General features: G+C 43.7%; 16 protein-coding genes. 4 read left to right on the top strand and 12 right to left on the bottom strand.

The features are described from left to right. Positions 1 to 9 precede the first annotated feature (9 nt). The 3 genes from AM279_RS16925 to AM279_RS16915 form a co-directional block, all read right to left on the bottom strand. The gene (locus tag AM279_RS16925; RefSeq protein WP_054409216.1) at positions 10 to 876 is read right to left on the bottom strand and encodes a MotA/TolQ/ExbB proton channel family protein; all 867 of its coding nucleotides are present in this window, start codon (positions 874 to 876) and stop codon (positions 10 to 12) included. Positions 877 to 1419: 543 nt separating this feature from the next. Continuing rightward, positions 1420 to 2271 carry a hypothetical protein gene (locus tag AM279_RS16920; protein ID WP_143090409.1) on the bottom strand — a complete coding sequence of 284 codons (852 nt, stop codon included), beginning with the start codon at positions 2269 to 2271 and terminating at the stop codon, positions 1420 to 1422. A 134-nt stretch (positions 2272 to 2405) separates the two neighbouring features. Further along, complete coding sequence (locus AM279_RS16915) at positions 2406 to 3764, bottom strand: FAD-dependent oxidoreductase (RefSeq protein WP_054409213.1); 1359 nt, start codon at positions 3762 to 3764, stop codon at positions 2406 to 2408. 160 nt (positions 3765 to 3924) lie between these two features. Between AM279_RS16915 and AM279_RS20535 the strand changes: the two genes are divergently transcribed. From AM279_RS20535 to AM279_RS16905, 3 genes are all read left to right on the top strand, one after another. Further along, complete coding sequence (locus tag AM279_RS20535; RefSeq protein ID WP_054409211.1) at positions 3925 to 4083, top strand: lmo0937 family membrane protein; 159 nt, start codon at positions 3925 to 3927, stop codon at positions 4081 to 4083. 503 nt (positions 4084 to 4586) lie between these two features. Beyond that, positions 4587 to 6089: a patatin-like phospholipase family protein gene (locus AM279_RS16910; RefSeq protein WP_054409209.1), complete on the top strand. Its 1503-nt coding sequence runs from the start codon at positions 4587 to 4589 to the stop codon at positions 6087 to 6089. Continuing rightward, on the top strand, positions 6067 to 6576 hold the full coding sequence (locus AM279_RS16905; protein WP_054409207.1) for a hypothetical protein: 510 nt from the start codon (positions 6067 to 6069) through the stop codon (positions 6574 to 6576). Before AM279_RS16910 ends, AM279_RS16905 begins: the two co-directional genes overlap by 23 nt. A gap of 160 nt (positions 6577 to 6736) precedes the next feature. Here AM279_RS16905 and AM279_RS16900 read toward each other — a convergent pair whose 3' ends face one another. From AM279_RS16900 to AM279_RS16870, 7 genes are all read right to left on the bottom strand, one after another. Then, a complete protein-coding gene (locus AM279_RS16900; RefSeq protein ID WP_201782555.1) occupies positions 6737 to 7780 on the bottom strand; it encodes an adenylate/guanylate cyclase domain-containing protein in 1044 nt (347 codons plus the stop codon). Next, positions 7780 to 8157: a response regulator gene (locus AM279_RS16895; RefSeq protein ID WP_054409203.1), complete on the bottom strand. Its 378-nt coding sequence runs from the start codon at positions 8155 to 8157 to the stop codon at positions 7780 to 7782. Before AM279_RS16895 ends, AM279_RS16900 begins: the two co-directional genes overlap by 1 nt. Positions 8158 to 8212: 55 nt before the next feature. After that, complete coding sequence (locus AM279_RS16890; RefSeq protein WP_054409201.1) at positions 8213 to 10339, bottom strand: ATP-binding protein; 2127 nt, start codon at positions 10337 to 10339, stop codon at positions 8213 to 8215. A gap of 18 nt (positions 10340 to 10357) precedes the next feature. Next, complete coding sequence (locus AM279_RS16885) at positions 10358 to 12481, bottom strand: sensor histidine kinase (RefSeq protein WP_074961612.1); 2124 nt, start codon at positions 12479 to 12481, stop codon at positions 10358 to 10360. Between the two features lie 81 nt (positions 12482 to 12562). Continuing rightward, positions 12563 to 13225, bottom strand: a complete 663-nt coding sequence (locus AM279_RS16880; RefSeq protein WP_054409199.1) for an NAD-dependent epimerase/dehydratase family protein — start codon at positions 13223 to 13225, stop codon at positions 12563 to 12565. An 84-nt stretch (positions 13226 to 13309) separates the two neighbouring features. Continuing rightward, positions 13310 to 14095 (bottom strand): phosphatase PAP2 family protein, encoded by a 786-nt coding sequence (locus AM279_RS16875; protein WP_236688525.1) that lies wholly within the window; start codon positions 14093 to 14095, stop codon positions 13310 to 13312. A 70-nt stretch (positions 14096 to 14165) separates the two neighbouring features. Continuing rightward, entirely contained in the window at positions 14166 to 14597 is a 432-nt protein-coding gene (locus AM279_RS16870; protein ID WP_054409197.1) for a lipocalin-like domain-containing protein, read from the bottom strand. 130 nt (positions 14598 to 14727) lie between these two features. Here AM279_RS16870 and AM279_RS16865 point away from each other — a divergent pair, with 130 nt between their 5' ends. Next, complete coding sequence (locus AM279_RS16865) at positions 14728 to 16401, top strand: RluA family pseudouridine synthase (protein WP_054409195.1); 1674 nt, start codon at positions 14728 to 14730, stop codon at positions 16399 to 16401. A gap of 79 nt (positions 16402 to 16480) precedes the next feature. Here the strand turns inward: AM279_RS16865 and AM279_RS16860 are convergent, their stop codons facing one another. Then, positions 16481 to 18904, bottom strand: a complete 2424-nt coding sequence (locus AM279_RS16860) for a sugar-binding domain-containing protein (RefSeq protein ID WP_054409193.1) — start codon at positions 18902 to 18904, stop codon at positions 16481 to 16483. A gap of 31 nt (positions 18905 to 18935) precedes the next feature. Then, positions 18936 to 20405 carry an RICIN domain-containing protein gene (locus tag AM279_RS16855; protein WP_054409192.1) on the bottom strand — a complete coding sequence of 490 codons (1470 nt, stop codon included), beginning with the start codon at positions 20403 to 20405 and terminating at the stop codon, positions 18936 to 18938. Position 20406 lies beyond the last annotated feature (1 nt).

Raw genomic sequence — 20406 nt, 5'->3', positions numbered from 1 at the left:
TGTACTTAATTAAGCGTTGTTGGCACGAGCCCTGAACCTCCTGTAGGTTTGGGTAATTGTAAAGCCAGCCTCGTCAATAGAGTAAGTAAGTTTGTCTATTTTAGAAGTAAATGAGTTGTAAGCAATAATTGCAAGAGTTGAAGTAGAGATACCTGTTGCAGTGTTGATAAGTGCTTCAGAGATACCGTTTGCAAGCTGTGCAGAGTCTGGAGTTGTACCGGCACCAAGAGCAGAGAACGCCTTGATCATACCTGTTACTGTACCCAGTAGACCCATTAGCGTACCAATTGATACAAGCGTAGAGATGATAACAAGGTTCTTTTCTAGCATTGGCATTTCAAGGGCAGTAGCCTCTTCAATTTCCTGCTGGATAGCAGCCTCAGCCCTTTCGCTGTCAAAGCCTTCGCGCTTAACTTCTTCATACTTAAGAAGACCGGCTTTAATTACGTTAGCTACAGTACCTTGTTGCTTGTCGCACTCAGCAAGAGCTTCGTTAATGTTACCGCCAGCTATTTGTTTTTGCACTTTAGCAACAAATTTCTCAACGCTACCTTTACCAGCAGCTTTACCTATAACAATAAAACGCTCTATAGAGAATACTACTGCCATAAGGAAAAGGCCCATAAGCACAGGTACCACGAAACCACCTTTGTATACCATTGCAAGGTAGTTACCTTCTTTTGGGTGACCGGCCTCAGCGCCGTCTCTAATCATTTCTGCCTCATTCTGGAAGTTTGCAGGAGCACCCATGATAAATTTCCATACAAGGAAACCTACAAAGATACATGCTACCATTGCTAATAGAGCGAATACGTTTGATCCTTTAGAAGCAGAAGCGTCTTTTTTCTCAACCTTTTGAACTGTTGCGTTTGCCATTTCGATTTAAAATTTAGTTTTTCTGATTTTTAATAATAGTTTCTTACTGTGTTGTTTTTTTAATAAGATGGGCAAATTTATATTATTAGGGGTTAAAAAAAACAAATTGGTTTTTTTTCTCAATTCTTAACAATAATTTATTCAACATTTAACCGAAAATACGTCCATTTATTGCAAAAAATATTTATGCATTTTTAATTTTTACAGAACCAAAACTACCTTTCATTATTAATTATTTCAATTTATTTTAAAATGCCTATAAATAACATAAAACGTTTTAGTTTATTGTGCACACCCTAAAAAAAGTTTAAAAACTACACTTTTACTTATGGTTTAGCGCACCATTATGGCTTTTACACCACCCAAACACCGTTTTACACCATTTACAGGCCGTAAATATAGGTAATTATAAAAGTTACATTTACTATCTAATTGTTAATTGTTTCTAACAGTAGTGTAAAAAACAAAGGGGCTTTTAGCCTGTTTTATGCTAAAAGCCCCTATATGAGTGCTATTATTGTATGTTTATGAAGCAATATCCTTCTAAACACTAATAACAATACCTATAGAACCACAATATTGTTGGAGAGCATTTAGATGCGGAAGATATCTAGGATTAGCCTCTTTAATTAATTCTTCAAATAATCTAGTAAAATTAAACTCACTAAAATTTGCATGGATCAATTCATCTTTCTTTTCAACTAATTCTTCAACATCTAACTCTTTTATAGTAGCAACTACAAATTCAATTCCATTTTCAGCCCTTGCGACGTTTCCAGCAGCATCATCAGCTAAAAATGTAGATATAGCATAAAAACAAGCATCAAATTTTCTACCTGCCTCTTCAGCTTTGACAGAAAGAATCGAATATAAATTGGCTTCTGCATTCCAATATGCACTTTCTGCCGTCTTTTTTAAATCTTCTATACCAGTTTCTAATTGTTGTTGAATATTTTTAGTTATATCTGAGAATGTATTATTTAACACCTGTAACTCCTCACTATTACTATTAGAAAGTTGATTAATTTGAGTTTCAAAACTATTGTTAAGTTCGTCAATTTTATTACTATGCTCCAGACCTAATTCTTGAACCCTTGTATTAAACTTTGCGGTAGCATTTCCAACAATTTCATCAGTCACTCTTTTAAAGCTACGTTGCTGCATCCACTGAATCACCAAGGGTAATGCAATCCCAACTAATGTGACAAATATACCCATAACCCAAAGCATTTTATTCCATGAAGAATCATAGAAAGCGTTAACTTTTTCTACGACATCCATTTTTTCTACAGCTTCATAATTAATTTTTTGAATAGTGTGAGAATTTTTCAAGCTATCAACCTGATGCTGTAATTGGTCAATGCGAATGAGAGCTTTTTGTAAAGTATCGTTCATCAGAATTAAAATTTCGATTGAATTTAACACTTTTAGCAATACGCATTTATACACTTTTAAAAAACAGGTAAAAATACCTAATGATAGGGATATGTTGGGATACAAAAAATCCCTCAAAGAGGGATTAGATATTTTTAAGTAGTAAGAGTATCCTGCTCCAGTAACCTTAATATATGTTGTTCTGTGACGGGCTTATCCCAGTTATCGGTTATGCCATCGAGCTTCATAACCTCGTCCATTATGGCTTTTTGCCTGTCGCCTATGGCAAGCGCCTCGGCATACGGGCGGTGGCTAAAGGTAACGCGGCTGTACAGCGGCAGCCACTTATCGGGGTGGCGCTCGCTAAACCATTTTTCTATCTTTTTGCGCAGGTGAAAATCAGGGTTTGCCGTATCTACGCTCATTTCCATAAAGTTGCGGTATGACAGCTCTGCAATGGCATCGGCATTTGGCTTGCGGCTCTTTTGGTATTCCGATAATATAGTAGCCCAGTCGTTGCCGTATTGCTCCATCATCTGGCTTAGTATGGTAATGTCTTCAAAACCGGCGTTCATGCCGTGGCCGTAAAACGGAACAATGGCGTGGCAGGCATCGCCTATAAGGGCTACCTTGTCTTCAAACACCCACGGGTAGCACTTCATGGTTACCAGCGAGCTGGTTGGGTTTTTAAAGAAGTCTTCTACTAAATTAGGTATAACATCCTGCGTTGAGGGGAAGTGCTGTGCAAAAAACGCTTCAAGCGTTTGCTTGTCTTTTAACGATTCGAAAGAGTTTTCGCCTTCAAAAGGCATAAACAGCGTGCAGGTAAAGCTGCCATCTACATTGGGCATGGCTATAAGCATAAATGCGCCGCGTGGCCAGATGTGGAAAGAGTTTGTATCGAGCTTGTGGGTACCATCGGCATTGGCCGGAATGTTAAGCTCTTTGTAGCCTGTATTGAGGAAGTTTTGCGAATAGTTAAACATATTCTGGCGTTGCATGCGGTGGCGTATGCGGCTAAATGCCCCATCGGCACCAAACACCATATCATATTGTAATTCGCTCCAGGCGCCGCGCTCGGTTTCTCCTGTATATAAGGTAGCGGTTTGCAGGTTTACATCCCAAATGCGGGTTTCAAAAAAGAACTCCACCCCTTCAGCTTCGGCCAGGCTTACCATTTTGCGGTTAAGCCCACCGCGCGACAGCGAATAAATACTCTCGCCATCTTTGCCATAATACTGGTAGTTAAGGCTGTTATCGGCCATGTGTATGGCACGCTTGTCCATGGGTATTGCAATGTTGCGGATTTCATCGCCCAGGCCTACCTCGTCAAGCGCACGCCAGCCACGCTGGCTAAGGGCAAGGTTTATAGAACGGCCTGAAAAATTTACGTTGCGGATATCTGGGCTGCGGTCAAACACATGAACGGTGTGGCCTGCGCGCTTTAGGTATATTGCCAGCAGGGAACCTACAAGTCCGGCGCCTGCCACTGCAATTTTTAGTGGTGCTTGCATAACAAATGAATTATACAAATGTAGTGAATTCTAAAAAGTATTGCTGATTTTTCAATGAATTTATTAAGAAAAGTTTGGCTATTAAAGGATTCTTAATATGTTAACACTCAGGCGCTGTTATGAGTAATTTTATACTACTAACTATTAAAAATATTACGTCATGAGAGATTTAATCTGGCTTATTGTTGTTATCCTCCTTATAGGATGGGCTGTAGGATATTTTGGTTTTGGTGAAGCAGTTGGCTCACTTATACACATTTTGCTTGTGCTTGCTATTATAGGTATTTTGTACAGGCTTGCAACGGGTAGAAGGCCGTAGGGGCGCTGCTTTTTCAATAACCGCCTTAACGTAAAAACATAAAAAGGGGCATTTCCGGTACACGGGAGTGCCCTTTTTTTATGAAGTATATTGCTGTTTTCTTGACACAATGGTCAGCAAGAGGTTGAGATTTTTTAAAACACAAAGACACCAAGGCCACAAAGGAAGAACACAAAGCATTGATTTTTAATAATTTAAAACCTCATATTTTTTTCTTTGTGTTCATTGTGTCTTTGTGCCCTTTGTGATAAAAAGTATTCGCAACACTATGATTATTTTTTAGACACAATGAACACAAAGGGTACAAAGGGAGAACACAAAACATTGATTTTTAGAATGCTGAAAACGCTGCACTGATTTTGTAAAAAGTGCACCTTAACATTAATTCTTTGTAATGTTAAGGTTATGGCAGCAAATACCTACACATGGGTATATAAAACCTGCAAAAAGTTTGGTAACATTGTACTGCAAAACCACACCATAACTTATTAGCTATTAACCACATGGAAAGCACAGCCGGTTTTATAAACAGCCTTAAAAATGAAGGCATTACCCATGAGCCCGATGAGCAGCTGGCCATGGCCAATACCGCAGCGCTGCTTAAAAAGGCCGATGAGGAATACACCAAAGCCATTGCGGGTGACCTGAAAGGCAAGCTGCTGCCCGGTGATACCATCATTGACCCTAAGTACATTAGCGAGGCGCGCCATACCGAAACCTTTAACGGTAAAGAATACAAGCGCCCTATTGTTGACCTGGTGCAACAGGGCGGCGGCATGTATGGCATTGCACTGGTGGGCTATACCTATATTATGGAAAAGGCCGGGGTGCGCTTTTACAGCCTGGGTGGTACCAGCGCCGGGGCTATTAACACCATACTACTGGGTGCAGTGCCCGATAAGGTATATAAAATGGAATCGGCTTTTGAGCCGGGCACGCAGGCTACCAAAAGCGAACTGCTGGCGCACATTATAGCCAACAGTCATTTTCATGAATTTATGGACAGGCCGGGTTTTGTAGGCCGCCTGCAGGAAACGCTTATCCGCAATTTTAAGGTGGTTAAATGGGGCTTCCTGCTTATATGGGCTGCAGTGTTTGTTACCTTATATATAGTATTGGGCAACATATTTAAAAACAACTGCTCTACCTGCGAGAGCCGTTTTTACGACTTTTTCGTGGGGCCTATGTCGCTTTTGGTGTTCCCGGTATTTGTGTACATACTGGCCATTGCCGTGCTGGGCAAAAATTTTGGCATTAACCCCGGCAAGGCGTTTTATGACTGGATTACCAAAATACTGCGCCACCCGTTTGTGGGCATACACACCACACACCAGCTGCAAAACCGCATGAAAACCGAAAACACGTTTGACGGCAGGGACAATACTAAAGAATCAGCAAGCATACTGTTTATTGCCAGCAACCTTACACACAACCGCATTGTGAAGTTTCCGCAGCGGGCAGTAGACTACTGGAACCCCAGCGAAAATGTAAACCCCGCGGCTTATGTAAGGGCCTCTATGTCTATACCGTTTGTGTTTGAAACCTTTATACCCGGAACAGGACACGTAGACAACTACCCGCAAAACCAGGCAAAAGTGGTTGATACCCGTTTTGTAGACGGCGGTATGCTGAGCAACTTCCCCATAAGGGAATTTCATAACCATACGGTAGAGCGCCCGCGTTTCCCCACGTTTGGGGTGCTGCTTAGCGAGCGCGATACGGTTTCTGACTTTAAGGGGGTTAACCTGTGGAACTACATTGTTTCGTTTCTTTCTACCTTCAGGAATTTTTATGATAACGACTTTTTAAACAGTACCGATGAGATAAAATCGCGCGTGGTGCTGGTTAACACAAAGGGTTTTAACTGGCTTGATTTCTGGATGGGGAAAGAAACCAAGGAGAAACTGTTTGTAAGCGGTGCCCTTGCCGCCATTGAGCAGCTTAAGAAGTTTAATTTTGAGGAATACCAAAAAATTCGCACCGATGAAATCCAGCAAAGTACTTAAACAGCTGTGGCTGGCCTGCTTTAGCGCAACGGCCCTAACGGCAACATGGTTTTTAGCCCCTTATTTTAAGGTAGAAAACATTTTGGCCCTACAGTTTAGCTGCACACCGGGCGACCTGTGCTTTATGATTAACGGCCAGGAAACAGCCCTGCGCCACAACCTGCTGCTTGATTTTGGGTTTATAGTGTGCTACACCCTGCTGTTTTACTATTCCATACAGCTTATGGGGCACCTGCTAAAGCTGAGCAAACTGCACTACACCTGGCTGTGCCTGCTGCCCGGCCTGCTTGATGTGGCCGAGAACATTATAACCCTAAACATAATTGACAGCAACAACTGCACCGCCATATTTACCCCCTTCTTTTATATTGTGAGGATAAAATGGCTAACGGTACTCCCTTTCGGGTTACTTGCACTAATGATGGGTGTATACCTTTTATTAGAATATTTAGATGAGCAAAGTTGCCGCAGGGAAAAACAAAAGTAGATCTTAGTTTCAGGTTTAAAGTTTAAAGTTTCAGGTTTTGGACCGGAGTGGTTCAACATACAATAACCTGAAACTTGAAACATGAAACGGCTTTAGCCAATATTGAACTCCAAAAGTGAAGAATTAGCGTTAAAATTATCTTAAATTGCAAGAATTTACTTTATCCAACAACTTCGTAGGCAACTACCGGTTTTGACTTGTTTTTGAGGTTGAATTCTCCTGCCGGAATGCATTGAAATGATTCCCTGGCTTTTTCGTAAACAGCCTCCGGTATAAGTATTTGCCCCGGCTTTGCGGCACTTTGCAGGCGCTGCGCCAGGTTTACGGCATCGCCAATTACCGTATAATCAAGCCTTTTGAGCGAAACCGAGCCTATATTGCCCGAAATCATCTCGCCACAGTTAACACCTATAGACACCTGGGGCTTGTAGTCTAACCCACCAAGGCTAAAAGACTCAACACCAGCAATATGCGACTTAACCGCAAGGGCTGCATCTATGGCACGGTCAAGGTTGTAATCGCCTCTAAATACGGCCATTACGGCATCGCCCATAAACTTATCTACGTGCCCACCCTGGGCTATAATTTCTTTTACTATGCTGTCAAACAGCGTATTAAGCAAGCTTACCACTTCATTAGCAGGTGCCTGTTCGGTTATAGAAGTAAAGCCGCAAACGTCAACAAAGAGCACTGACGCCTCAAGCAGCTCATTTCTCAATAAGCTGTTTTCCAGCTCCTTACCCGCCATAAAGTTGATAACATTCTCATCTACATACATTTTGAGGATGTTGTTTTCCTTGATTGCCTTAATGGTTTCCTGCAACTGGCGCACATGGTCTATGGTTTTTTGCATGGTAAGGTCAAGGTCGTCAAAATCAACGGGTTTCACCACAAAATCAAAGGCACCGCGGTTCATGGCAGCCCTAATGTTCTGTAAATCACCATATGCCGATACCACCACCGCCTTGAGGGTGGGGTTGGCTTCGGGCAGGTGCCCCAGCAGGGTAAGGCCGTCCATAACCGGCATGTTGATGTCACTCAGCACTATATCGAGGTCCGGGTGCTCTTTAACACGCTGTAGTGCCTCCTCGCCGTTTTGGGCAAACACAAACTCATAGATGTTCTCCCGTATCTTTTTACGGAACTTTTGCTTTACAAGTATCTCAAGATCAGCTTCATCGTCTACAACAAGTATCTTGGCCATTATTCTGTAATATGTTTTAGCTTGTCTTTAAGCACGTTAAAATCAAGTGGTTTGGTTAAAAAATCATCGGCTCCGCGCTCTATGGCCTGGCGGTGGTTTTCTTCATCGCCATATGCCGTAACCATCATAATTACAGGCGGTGGAACATCATATTCCTTCCTGATTTTGGTAAGCAGTTCCAGCCCGCTCATGCCGGGCATATTTATATCACTGAGTATCAGCACCACTTCGCTGGGATGGCCAAACAGGTACTCCAGCGCCTCTTCTCCCGAAAGGGCAAAACTAAAGTCAACTTCCTGATTTTTAATCTCTTTACGAAAGCGTTGCAGGAACAGCGGCTGTACATCAGCCTCATCATCTACTACCAGTATTTTCATGAGGATATGGCTTAAAAGTTGTTAAATATAGTAATTTCTGCTTATTAAAACGGGGTTAACCGTTTAAAGGCAGGTTAATTATAAAGGTTGCCCCCTGCCCTTCGGCACTTTCAATATCAATTGTACCGCCATGTGCCTTAACTACAATATCATAGCTCAGGCTAAGGCCCAGGCCGGTGCCCTCGCCAGTAGGCTTGGTGGTAAAGAACGGCTGTAATATCTTGTCCTGAATAGCATCAGGAATGCCGGTACCGTTATCTTTCACAATTATCTCAACCGAATCATCTTTAAGCGTGGTAGTTACCTCAACAGTAGGCTTGTAGGTTTCATCAGCCAGCTGCCTGCCCTTTTGCTGTGTGGCATAAAACGCATTGGTAAACAGGTTAAGCAGCACACGGCCTACATCTTGCGGAAGCACCTTAATCTTTGGCAAATCTTCAGCAAAATGCGTTACCAGGCTGGCATTAAAGCTTTTATCTTTGGCACGAAGTCCGTGGTAGGCCAGCCTTAAGTATTCATCTGCCAGGGCATTGATGTCTGTTGGCTCTTTTTGCCCGCTTGAAGCACGGCTGTGTTGCAGCATACCCTTAACAATACTATCGGCACGGCGGCCATGGTGGGCTATCTTTTCAAGGTTTTGCTTTATATCTCCTGCAATGGCTTTAACCTCTTCAGTATCACCGTTATCAAGCTCTTCCTGCATTTCATCGAGCAGTTCAATACTTACATCGCTAAAGTTATTTACAAAGTTAAGCGGGTTCTGAATTTCGTGGGCAATCCCTGCGGTGAGCTCACCCAGGCTTGCCATTTTCTCGCTCTGTATCAGCTGGTTCTGGGTTTGCTTAAGCTCCTCAAGCGAGTGCTCGAGTTCGGCAGTACGCTCAGCCACCTGGTGCTCAAGCAGTTCGTTTTGCTGGGCTATAAGGCGGTTGCGCTCTTCTTCTTTTTCAAGCGCCACACGGGCGTTTTCTATCTGCAGGTCTTTATAGCGGGCAAATAACCCCCATGAAAGTATAAGGATAGCCCATACTGTAGCGGCAGATGTTGTCCATTCCCAATCTACAAATATTGACACTATAAAACTTGCAAAAAATGGCACTACCGCTATGGTAAACAGGCGGGCTTCCTTGTCTTTTCGCCTTGCGAATATTATTAATACCCAGACTAATATAACTAAAAACCCTATAAAAAGCACACCTGCACTAAGGCCTGCAAATCCAAGCAATATAAGCAATGAAACGGTTAATACTTTTAAGTTTTCTACATCATTACACAGGTATAGCCCAAGCATTATCAGGAGGCAACCAAACAGAAAGTGCGGAAAATAAGTAAGTATCTTATCCAACCTGGGGAAGTAGTCTTTCATGTTAAAAAAGTACCTGAACGTGTAAATAAACATGATTACAAAGCCCAGGCCTTCAAACACTTCAAAAGGGCCGTACCATTGTGTGTGCTCTTTAAAATAGAGTTCCTGTATGGCACTGTCAGCAATGGTAAGGGCTGCAAAAAACAGCAGGAATGAGTAAACCAGGTAGAGCTTTTCCCTTGATACATAGTAAAATAACAGATTAAACACCATACCAAACAAGATAAAACCGGCAAGGCCAAACGACACTACGTGCTCTGAGGTAAATATAACCTTGTTTATATAAGTGTCCTGCACTATTTTAACAAAGTTGCCGATTTTTGGCGAAGAAAGGTATCCGCGTTCATTGATATATACCAGGATTTCATGCCCTGCCTCAATGGTATAGGGTATATAATTGTTATTCTTATCGCCGCTTTTCTCGCTCCACGGAATATTATCGCCTGTTTTATAATTATGCCACTTGCCATTATCAAGCACATATATATCGCTTGTGCCTGAATCTGAACACAATGCAGCGATGTAAGCATTTTTTGAGTCGTTTTTTAAACGGTACCACACCCAGTAGTTACGGTTGTTGGTAAGGTTCATTTCAAACAGCCTGGCATGTTGGCTGATTTCCTTATTACCGTTCTTAATTACCTGTTTAAGGGTAAACCGTTGCCTGTCCATTTCAAGATAATGGTAGCAGCTATCGGGCAGCCTAAGATACTTAGCCTCATCTTTACTTACTAAATAGGGTTTTAGCGGAGGATCGGCAGCAAAGGCTTTACCAAGAAATAAGAAAAACAGGATGATAGTAAATATTCTTTTCATGTGTTGAATGTATGCTGTTTAAACGGGCAGTGTAATAATAAATTCGGCGCCCAGGCCCTCTGAGCTAACAATAGTAATGGTTCCGCCATGTGCTTTCACTACAATATCATAGCTAAGGCTTAGCCCCAGGCCGGTACCCTCGCCGGTTGGTTTCGTGGTAAAGAATGGTTGCAATATCTTATCTTTAATGGCATCAGGAATGCCAATGCCGTTATCTTTTACAACAATCCGGGCGGTGTTACCCACAAGCTGTGTGCTTACCTCAACTGTTGGCTTGTAACTGCCTGAAAACTGAGACTGAGACTGTTTGCTTTTCTCCTGTGTGGCATAAAACGCATTGGTAAACAGGTTAAGCAGCACACGGCCAATATCCTGCGGCATGGCGTTTATTTTAGGGATGCCTTCGGCAAAATTAGTAATAAGTTCGGCATTAAAGCTTTTATCTTTTGCCCTTAACCCATGATAAGCGAGCCTCAGGTATTCATCGGCAAGGATGTTAATATCGGTTGGCTCCTTTTGCCCTGATGATGTGCGGCTGTGTTGCAGCATACCTTTTACAATACCATCTGCACGGCGGCCATGATGGGCTATTTTCTCAAGGTTTTGGGCTACGTCGTCGGCTATGGCGTTAGCCTCTTCAATATCGCCTTTTTCAAGTTCTTCTTTAAGTTCCTGCACCAGCTCTACACTTACATCACTAAAATTATTTACAAAGTTAAGCGGGTTTTGTATTTCATGGGCAATACCGGCAGTAAGTTCGCCCAGGCTGGCCATTTTTTCACTTTGTATCAGCTGGTTTTGGGTTTGTTTAAGCTCTGCCAATGATTGTTCAAGCTCAGCAGTACGGGCGGCAACCTGCTGCTCCAGCATTTCGTTCTGGCGGGCAATAAGCTCATTGCGCTCCTCCTCCTTCTCACGGGCAAGGCGTTCTTTTTCAAGGGCTACACGCGCGTTTTCCTGCTGTAGGTATTTAAAGCGGTTAAACAACGTCCAGGACATTACCACTACAGCCCAGACTACCATGGCATTAACCCAAACCTGTGGTATTACGCCCCAGGGCTCACTCGTGCTGGTGTATACAAAAATGCACAAAAAAGGCAGTATGGCTATCATGAACAGCATGGCCATTGTGCGTTTTTTAATAAGGTCTAACACCAGTATAACTATTAACCCTAACAAGAGTATCAGCCTGAATGTAACCGAAATTATAAACAGTACCTCACTGGTATGCCCTTCAAAGTAAAAGCGGTAAATACTTAGCGCTATATAAGCAGTATTAACCACAAGCATTATTTTATTGAGTAACGGATGGTATTTTGCCGTGCGAAGGAACCGCAGCACCGTGAAAATAAAAATCTGCAACAGGAACGACCCGTTTAAAAACCATACAAACTCTATCAATCCCGGGGTTTCTTTTAAGACTAAAAGCCTTAACGGCAGATGGAAATAAGCTATGGCAGCCAGGAGCAGGGTTATGCCATACATTAGGTACACCCTTTCGCGCACCACATAATAAAAGAAGGCGTTGAATAAAAAGGCAATTATAAAAATGCCAAACAGTACCGACCCCATAACCAGCTGAAAGAGGTAGTAATCGTCCTGAACGTAATCACGCAATATATTATATTCAATGCCTATGCTTACCTGCTCTATAAAACCCTGCAATCCTTCAGAATGTTCGTAGACGGTTATGGTAGCACCTGCCGGCAGCGTATACGGAATTTCAAGCAGGCGTTTGTAGCCATCGCGCTTGCTGTAGGGTACTAAGGAGCCGGTTTCAAACTGCTGTACCTTACCCAGGCTATCGGCTACGTATAAATGGCAATGGTAATTATATTCCTGAAACGTAATGGTAAGCGGCTTGCTAAGGCCGTTTTTAATTTTAAAGCGCAGCCACAGGTTTTGTTTTTCAGGCATGGCAAGCCCTTTTTGTGGTGCATGTTTAAACCCGGCATCATATTTACCCAATGCTACATCTTTATATGTAAAAACCTCATCAGTAAGCAAATATTGCCAGTTACTTACCGGCAGGGGTATGTAACTGGCTGTATCAGATTTTATTTCAAACGTATCAGGAAAATGCTTTTGTGCAACAGCCGGCAACAGGGCCAGCAGCGCCAAAATGAGTAAAAGTTTTTTCATTTTTACCTTTTATATACACTATTGTTGCAATGTGTTAAATATATAAAAAGTATTTTAACAGATTTTCGAAAAGTTTACGGGTTATTGGGCGGCAAGGTTCTTTATGTCGGCAACTTCAAGCACCTGTTTATCATAGCCTTTTGTAACGCTGTTTATCATGGCCTGCCCCACCTGAGCCACTGTGCCCGATATTTTAGGGAACAGCAGTTTCATCAGTCCAGACATGGCACCCATTATCCTGTAGAATGTTTTTACATTTTGCTGTCCTGCGGTAGGCTTCATAAACCCGGGGCGGAAGTTATACACCTTTTTAAACGGCAACTTAGCCAGCTCATTCTCTGCCCTGCCTTTTACGCGTGCCCACATTACCTTGCCTTTTTCAGAAGCATCTGTACCCAGGCCTGAAACATGGCAAAACACCATATCAGGGTTAACCTCAAGCAGTTTGTGCGCAAATGCAAGTGGGGTATCTACAGTAATTTTAGTGTATTCAGCCTCTTGCATCCCTACCGAGCTTATTCCTGCGCAATAAAATACGGCATCATAGCCCTTAAGCTGTTCTTCAAAACCATGCAGGCTAAAGAAGTTGGGCACAACAAGCTCCTGTATTTTGCTATCGGTTAGCCCGGTGCCTTTGCGGCCTATAACAAGTATTTTATCTACATTATTGTTATTAAGGCATTCCAGCAGCACGCCTTCGCCCACAAAGCCTGTTGCCCCGGTAAGTATTATTTTGAGTCCCATTTATATTTTGCTTTACAGCAAATGTCAGGAATTATTTAATACAACAGGTTTGTTTAACGGTTCAAAAATGTTTTGTTGTAAAGGTCAGAATTGAATGGCAAGGCTAAGCCCACCCTGCTCTCCATTGTAAAAAGGCAGTGCCATAACACTGGTGGTAGATTTAGATTCTTTCTCTCCAAAAAGCTGGCGTTGCATCCAGGGGTAAATCCAGTAGGCCACCTTGGTGCTTAAAATGCCTATACCTGCCCCGGCAGCCACATCGGTAAGCCAGTGGCGGTCGTTATAAATGCGGCACAGGCCGGTTCCGGCAGCTACCACATAGCCTGCCACACCATACCATGGGCTTACATCTTTATATTCCTGCCATAAAAACTCGGCTCCGGCAAAAGCTATAGATGTATGCCCGCTGGGGAAAGAATTGTTTGTACTGCCATCAGGGCGTTCTATGGCACACGCTTTTTTTAGCGCCATAGTGGTGCCTACAGCTAAAAGGTTAGCCGTAAGCATAATAACCGTCCTGTCCCTGAAATTGTTTTTACCCTTTATACCCGCAAGATTTAATGCATAAACCGAAAGCACGGGTGCATAGCGTGTATAGTCATCAATTGTAGTGCCTTCATCGCCATTCATAACCGTGCGCACGCTTCTGTTAAAGCCCTTTATGCCATCGCTGGTAAGTGCCAGCGAACCAAAGCCCATTAATATGGTGGGGGCTATAAGCTGCCTGTAAACCGAATTTTTATGGGTGGCCTGGCTGTTGTTGATTAGGGTATCGCCGGCAATAATAATTTTTTCCTGAGCAGTAGCGGCTGTAATAGTAAGGCTGCACAGCCACAAACACATTTTTTTCTTCATCCAGTCTATCTCCATTCTCCCTGAGTGGGTTTTCTAAAACGCAGATAAAGAAGCACATATTGTGCCAGGAGTTGTTAAATGAAAATTATTGCGGATTAAACCTTGTAAATATAACCTCATCGCTGCCATCTACATCTTGCGGCAGGTACATACGGCTGTTAAGCCTTAACGTTTGCGCATTGACTTCTAAAATGGCCGAAGTGCGAATGGTATCGGTATTGATATCTACAAAAATACTGTCGTTCTGAAAAAAGTAGCTACCGTTTGCCACTGAGTCTATTGCGCATGAACCGGTTGCATTGCCATAATTGAGCTGTGCATAAGCCCCTGATTCTTTAAACTCAACTGTATTCTGGCCTTCGCACTGACCGAGGCCGTAAGGCGAACCATTGCGTATTATGCTTTGCAACTGCCATTTGCCACGCAGGTTTTGCTCATTTTCGCTTATAGTGGTATAGGTTTCGTCTGACCCGCATGCCGCAAAAATGATACATATCGGCAGTAGTAATTTTTTCATAGGTATTATTTTAGGCTAATATAAAGCATTGCCGCTTTTTTAGCTAACGGGTATCGGTTATTTTTATTTCGCAGAAAAACCCGCTTTAAACCCTTTAGCTTACTTTTGCACAAAATTTGAGCACATTACAATGGCAGACAGGGTTATATATTTTACCGATGATGAACGTACAGGCATAGCCCTGCCGGAAAAGTTTACCTTTCCGTTTTACTACGAGCCGCACCCGCTAAGCGTTGTTGCAGCCGGTAAGCTGAAACATTACCTGGAAACCCAAACCGGCTTTGACCATAATTTTGGCCTTGATAAAGATGCCGAAGGACTGGCCATAGGCAAGATGTTTGGTGTATTAATAGTACAGGATAACCAGGGTAAAACGGGCTACCTGTGTGCCTTTTCGGGCAAGCTGGCCGATTCTAACCATCACCCTATGTTTGTGCCGCCGGTGTTTGATATGCTGGTGGAAGACAGCTTTTTCCTAAAGGAACAGTACATACTTAACGACATTAACCAACAGGTTAAGGATATAGAGTCAGACGACAAATACATCGCCTTAAAGGCAGAATATGAGCAGTTAGCCAAACAGTCGGAAAAAGAGATAAACGACTTTAAGAAATACCTGAAAACCAACAAGCAGGACCGTAAAAAACAACGCCAGGAACAAAAAGAAATACTCTCAGAAGCTGATTATGCCACTTTTGAGGCCCTGATGATTAAGCACAGCCTGCACGACAAACACCGCTTTAACGTACTATACAAAGACTGGGAAGATAAACTAAACACCCTGCATACTAATATGGCGCATTTTGATAATAGGGTTGAGCAGCTAAAACAGGAACGCAAAGAAAAATCTAACGCATTGCAGCAGCAGTTGTTTGAGCAGTATTCGTTCCTGAACCAATCCGGGCAAACCAAAAGCCTGCACGCTATTTTTAGCGAAACGGTGTTTGGCCGCCCGCCTTCTGCTGCCGGCGAATGTGCTACACCCAAACTGTTGCAGTATGCTTTCCTGAACAACCTTATCCCCCTTGCTATGGCTGAGTTTTGGTGGGGTGCCTCGCCAAAATCTGAAATTCGCCTGCACGGGCAGTTTTACCCGGCCTGTACCGGAAAATGCAAGCCCATACTGGCACACATGCTGCAAGGTATTACACTTGATGACGACCCACTACTTATAAACCCGGGCGAAGGCAAAGAGCTTGATATTATTTATGAAGACGATTACTTTGTAGTGGTAAACAAGCCAAACGACCTGCTATCGGTACCCGGTATTAATATATCAGACTCGGTTTATACACGCCTTAAATTTGCGTTTAAAGATATTGAACCGCTTATCATTCACCGGCTTGACATGGCTACTTCGGGGCTGTTAGTGGTGGCTAAAACCAAGGAAGCCCACAAAGACATACAGCGCCAGTTTTTGAAACGCGCCGTAACCAAACGCTACACGGCGCTATTAAGCAAAATTGTTGAGGGAGAAGGCGAAATAAACCTGCCCCTGCGCGTTGACCTTGACGACCGCCCCAGGCAGGTAGTATGCTTTGAATATGGCAAAAAAGCCCTTACTAAATGGAAAGCCATTGAACATATTAATGGCACAACCAAAATACACTTTTGGCCGCTTACCGGGCGCACACACCAATTGCGTATGCACGCTGCACACGAAATGGGGTTAAACGCCCCCATAGTAGGAGACGACCTGTATGGCACTTCTGCCGAAAGGCTGTACCTGCACGCTGCCTATCTGGAGTTTGTACACCCCATTACAAAACAGCTAATGCAGTTTGAGGTTAAAGAAGGTTTCTAACTTTTTACCATAAAAAAAACCTGCCGGGCCCAACCGGCAGGTTTTGCGTAAAAAAACCCAAATCTCTAACTTTATGAAGTTATTGTAACTGTATTTTTACCTGTGTTGGCTCAAGCCATGGGCTGGTAAAGCTTATAGTTGCCTCGCCTGCTTCTCCATTTGCCTGAACGTATGCAAGTATTTTACCATGGTGTGCGCGGTGCACATTATCAGTATAATCGGTCATGTCTTCGTTATTACCGGCTTCAAGGCCTAAAAGCGTAGCCGGGCCTGATACTTTACAGGTAACCTCGTTATCTGAAATCATTACAGGAACACCATTTTCATCCTGAACCTCAAGCCTGATTTCCACAACACCTTTATCTTTATTTATTGCAGATGCAGATGCCTTAGCTACCAGTTTGTATGGACGGGCAGATGATGTAATAGTGTAACGTGCCGTTTCTTTGCCTTTGTCAAAACCGGCTACTTCAAGCTTACCGGCTTCATAAGGCACATCCCAGTATACAATACCGGTTTTATTGTCATACTGCTTCTCCTCGCCTACCTGCTTGCCGTTAAGGTACAGCTTAGCCGAAGGCGTATTCATATAAGCCACAACCCTTACCGTTTGGCCTTTTTCATAATTCCATACCGGCCATGCATCCATGCTTAGCTCGTTGCGGCGGCCATAGTTTATATAAGTACCTGCATAAATGGTAGGCTTGTCATCCCAAAGCGCCTTGCGGAAATACCCCCTTGGCTTAATATTGCCTGAGAAATCTACAAGGCCGGAATAAAAGCCCCTTGACGGCCAGCGGCCTGATTCGCCAAGGTAGTCAATACCTGTCCACAGGAACTGACCAAAAATGTGTTCATTATTTTTAACAGCAAGCCAGGCTTCTATATCATGGCGGTTTTCGCTACCGTAAATAACACGTTTAGGATACTTGGCGTGGTCTGTACCATACTTGCTTTCGGTATAGTTATAACCCGCAATATCAAGCGCTCCCGGATAACCGGTTTCGTTACTCATGGCTACACCGGCAAGGCCGGCTGTAACAGGGCGTGATTTATCAAAACGCTTTACAGTAGCTGCAAGCCTTTCGGCAATAGCGCCAAGCCTTTCGGCATTAGGAGCATCTTTTTTATAGCCGCCATACTGCGCCTGAGAGAAGCCGTCTTTACTGCCGTCAAGCACCGGGTGCGAATAAGGGTCGTTAGGATAATCAACCTCATTACCTATACTCCATGCAAAAACCGATGTATGGTTCCTGTCGCGGCGCACCATGTCTTCAAGGTCTTTTTCGCTCCAGTCGGCAAAAATATCAAATGAACCCTGAAAACCCGGTGTACCCACGTTCCAGCCTTCAATCCATTTACGCTTAGGATATTCCCACTCGTCATATGCCTCATTAAGCACCAGTAAACCCAGTTCGTCACACAGTTCATAAAAAACCGGGGCCTGAGGATTATGGCTGGTCCTTACAGCATTAACACCTATACTCTTAAGGGTTAAAAGCCTGTCTTTCCACACCTCGCGCGGTACTACCGAACCCAGCACACCTGCATCATGGTGCAGGCATACACCCTTCATTTTCGTCCACTTACCGTTAAGGGCAAAACCCTTGTTGGCATCAAACGTAAATGTACGGAAACCCGTTTTAAAGCTGCTTTGGTCTATGGTTTTGCCGTTTTGGCTTACCGTAACCTTAAGTGTATACAGGTGCGGATTGTTTGTATCCCAAAGCAGGGCATTTTTAACCGATAGCTTTGCCTTGGCTGTAGCTTTGCTGTTAGCCGAAACTTTAAGGCTTTGGGTGTTTTTAGCCACCACTTTACCATTAGCATCTACCAGTTCCTGCAATACGCTAAGTGTGGCGTTCTGGCTCAGGGTGTTTTCTACCTCAACCTCGGTATTAAGGTTGCCTGTTGAACCTTTAACTTCCGGATAGGCATACGTGCCCCATTGTGCAATATGCACGGGGTTCGCATACACCACATACACATCGCGGTAAATGCCCGAACCGGTATACCAGCGGGAGTCGGCACTCTGGCTGTGGTCTACACGCACAGCTATGGTATTATTGCCACCATAGTTTATGTACTGTGTGGCATCATAAGCAAATGATACATACCCGTTAGGCCTTTTACCCAGCGAATGCCCGTTGATAAACACTTCGCTGCGGTTGTAAACGCCTTCAAAGTACAGGTACACTTTTTCTCCTTTTTTATCGGCAGGAACATTAAGCTGCTTGCGGTACCAGCCGATACCACCCGGCAGGTAGCCCGTGGCACTGGCAAGTGTAGGGCTCAACTGGCCTTTCACGCTCCAGTCGTGCGGCAGGTTTACGGTTTTCCATTTGGCATCGCTTACAGATGGCACCTGGTAGCCCACACTGTCTTTTAGCGTAAACTTCCAGCCATCGTTAATTTTTCCTGCCTGGCCAAAGCCGGTCTGAGCCTGGCCGGGTGTTGCGTAAAGTGCTGTAAGGGCACTTAGTACAAACAAAACTTTCTTCATTTTCTTTATGTAAGGGAATTTGTATTTATGTTTATGGCGCGGCAATAATCCATTGCTGGTTGTTGCCGTTGTTCCAGTACCACTGTATAATGTCGCCGCCATTCCAGGTAGCGCCACCGTTAACATCAAGCGACTGGCTGCTGTTTTTGTTTATGATTGTGTAATAACCAAAACCAACACTTTCTACCTGCCATTGCTGGTTGTTGCCACCTGAATAATCCCACTGGATAATAGGAGCGCCACCATCGTTAGAAGCGCCATTTACGTCAAGGGCTTTGCTACTATTTCTGTTAATTACAGCATAATAGCCACTACCCTGGCTGTTAAACGCCCACTGCTGGTTGTTACCACCTGAGTAATCCCATTGAATGATGTTGCCGCCGTTATCGGTAGAGCCACCACTCACATCTACAGCTTTACCGCTGTTGCGGTTTACTATTTTGTAGAAGTCTCCGGTAAATGCACCATAAAAGTGCACATCTGTACCTTCGCCCCAGCCATATTTAAGGCGCTCAAGGCCTGATGTGTTATTAACCGTAACAGCACCGTTAGACAGGTTAAACATACTGTAAGTATCGTCTGTACGGATACCCGGCCAGTACACACTACCTATACCCCTTTCACGAAGCTGCGCTGTAATACCCTGAAGATAATTCTCTTCCATATCATAGCCCGGGGCATCGGTAAAGTTTTTACCATTTGTCATAGGGCAGCCAAACTCGGTCATTACAGTACGCTCCGGGTAGGCCAGGTTAAGCACCGGGCGTTCCCAGTCGGCAGTGGTTTCATGCCCTCCTGTAAACCAGGTGTAGTAGTGAAACGACAGCAGGCAGCCATCAAAACGGGCGTCATCGCCTATTTCATTTACACCGGTTGCATAACCGGTACCGTCAAGCAATATGCGGTGTTTAGGCACTTCCGGGTAATGCTCCAGCCACTCCTGGTACAGGTTTTTAAGGTCGGTACCACTGTAACCGTGTGGCTCGTTGAATATTTCAAAATACACATTCTGGTTGCCAATGTACTTGGCCACAACCCTGTCCCACATCATCCAGAAGGCGGTTTCGTTATCTACCTTACCATCTTTAGATGAAGCGCCTTCCCAGTATGCCACAATGGTTTTCATGCCCTTAGCGGCAGATTTACTGATGGCCAATGAATGTTTTGGCCACCAGTTTTGTAATACCGTTGCAGGGTTTATAGGCAAACGCACCGTGTTGATGCCGTTTGCATGGAAAGCGTTCAGTATGTTATCTGTTTTAGATTCAACAGCTACTTCATCATCAGTAACTTCAAGGCCCGATAGTATAATCCAGGTATCTACAAAGTTATCCCTTTGGTCTGCCCAGTTAACCCCTTTAAAGTTTGAGGTAACACCGGTAAGGTTATCTGTTGCCGCAAGCATTTCAGGTACGTCTACATAAGCATCCTTAGTATCTGCATCATCATCGCAGGCACACAGCAGGGTTAGTGAAAAAAGGCTTATAAAAATCTTCTTCATA

The sequence above is a fragment of the Flavobacterium akiainvivens genome (assembly GCF_001278115.1).
Lineage (GTDB): Bacteria > Bacteroidota > Bacteroidia > Flavobacteriales > Flavobacteriaceae > Flavobacterium > Flavobacterium akiainvivens.
This window is presented reverse-complemented; position numbering and strand designations above follow the sequence as displayed.

What these genes read in the sequence shown, in the direction of transcription:
- AM279_RS16855 (WP_054409192.1), bottom strand. Translation starts at nt 20,405, where the DNA reads ATGAAGAAGATTTTTATAAGCCTTTTTTCACTAACCCTGCTGTGTGCC.
- AM279_RS16920 (WP_143090409.1), bottom strand. Translation starts at nt 2,271, where the DNA reads ATGAACGATACTTTACAAAAAGCTCTCATTCGCATTGACCAATTACAG.
- AM279_RS16865 (WP_054409195.1), top strand. Translation starts at nt 14,728, where the DNA reads ATGGCAGACAGGGTTATATATTTTACCGATGATGAACGTACAGGCATA.
- AM279_RS16905 (WP_054409207.1), top strand. Translation starts at nt 6,067, where the DNA reads ATGAAATCCAGCAAAGTACTTAAACAGCTGTGGCTGGCCTGCTTTAGC.
- AM279_RS16925 (WP_054409216.1), bottom strand. Translation starts at nt 876, where the DNA reads ATGGCAAACGCAACAGTTCAAAAGGTTGAGAAAAAAGACGCTTCTGCT.
- AM279_RS16880 (WP_054409199.1), bottom strand. Translation starts at nt 13,225, where the DNA reads ATGGGACTCAAAATAATACTTACCGGGGCAACAGGCTTTGTGGGCGAA.
- AM279_RS16900 (WP_201782555.1), bottom strand. Translation starts at nt 7,780, where the DNA reads ATGGCCAAGATACTTGTTGTAGACGATGAAGCTGATCTTGAGATACTT.
- AM279_RS20535 (WP_054409211.1), top strand. Translation starts at nt 3,925, where the DNA reads ATGAGAGATTTAATCTGGCTTATTGTTGTTATCCTCCTTATAGGATGG.
- AM279_RS16885 (WP_074961612.1), bottom strand. Translation starts at nt 12,481, where the DNA reads ATGAAAAAACTTTTACTCATTTTGGCGCTGCTGGCCCTGTTGCCGGCT.
- AM279_RS16895 (WP_054409203.1), bottom strand. Translation starts at nt 8,157, where the DNA reads ATGAAAATACTGGTAGTAGATGATGAGGCTGATGTACAGCCGCTGTTC.
- AM279_RS16860 (WP_054409193.1), bottom strand. Translation starts at nt 18,904, where the DNA reads ATGAAGAAAGTTTTGTTTGTACTAAGTGCCCTTACAGCACTTTACGCA.
- AM279_RS16890 (WP_054409201.1), bottom strand. Translation starts at nt 10,339, where the DNA reads ATGAAAAGAATATTTACTATCATCCTGTTTTTCTTATTTCTTGGTAAA.
- AM279_RS16875 (WP_236688525.1), bottom strand. Translation starts at nt 14,095, where the DNA reads ATGGAGATAGACTGGATGAAGAAAAAAATGTGTTTGTGGCTGTGCAGC.
- AM279_RS16870 (WP_054409197.1), bottom strand. Translation starts at nt 14,597, where the DNA reads ATGAAAAAATTACTACTGCCGATATGTATCATTTTTGCGGCATGCGGG.
- AM279_RS16910 (WP_054409209.1), top strand. Translation starts at nt 4,587, where the DNA reads ATGGAAAGCACAGCCGGTTTTATAAACAGCCTTAAAAATGAAGGCATT.
- AM279_RS16915 (WP_054409213.1), bottom strand. Translation starts at nt 3,764, where the DNA reads ATGCAAGCACCACTAAAAATTGCAGTGGCAGGCGCCGGACTTGTAGGT.